Raw genomic sequence first — 546 nt, forward strand, 5'->3', positions numbered from 1 at the left:
GTTCACATAATATTACCGTTGTTGCGACCTCAGATGATGGATCGACGTCTAATGAGACCTTTACGATTGGTGTGAATGATGTGAACGAGACATCGATCACAGCGATCAGTGACACAGATGGGTCTGGCAATAGTGTTGCTGAAAACGCCTCCACGGGTTCCGTGGTTGGTGTGACGGCGTTTGCCTCTGATGCGGATGCGAGCGATCATGTGAGTTATTCATTATCGTCCAACCCGGGCGGGTTCTTTGCCATTGATGCCAATACGGGTGTTGTGACTGTGGCCTCTGGTCTTGATTATGAAACAGATACATCTCACACGATTGAAGTAACGGCCACTTCTGATGATGGCACAACCTCAACCCAAAGCTTTACGATTGATGTCAGTGATGTCAATGAAAGTGGTGCCTCAGCGATCACAGATACAAACGCGACAGGCAATAGTGTTGATGAGAATGCAGGTTCTGGTGCAACGGTTGGTGTAACGGCGTTTGCCACAGATGCGGATGCCTCTGATAATATCAGCTATTCCCTGTCTGATGATGCAG

At 48.4% G+C, this 546-nt stretch carries 1 protein-coding gene; it reads left to right on the forward strand.

The window, feature by feature from the left end; all coding sequences use genetic code 11:
• The coding region (locus AB2J24_RS19880) for a cadherin repeat domain-containing protein (RefSeq protein WP_367386817.1) at positions 1-546 on the forward strand (546 nt) is incomplete at both ends.

The sequence above is a fragment of the Lentilitoribacter sp. EG35 genome (genome assembly GCF_040784015.1).
In the GTDB taxonomy this organism is placed as follows: domain Bacteria; phylum Pseudomonadota; class Alphaproteobacteria; order Rhizobiales; family Rhizobiaceae; genus Lentilitoribacter.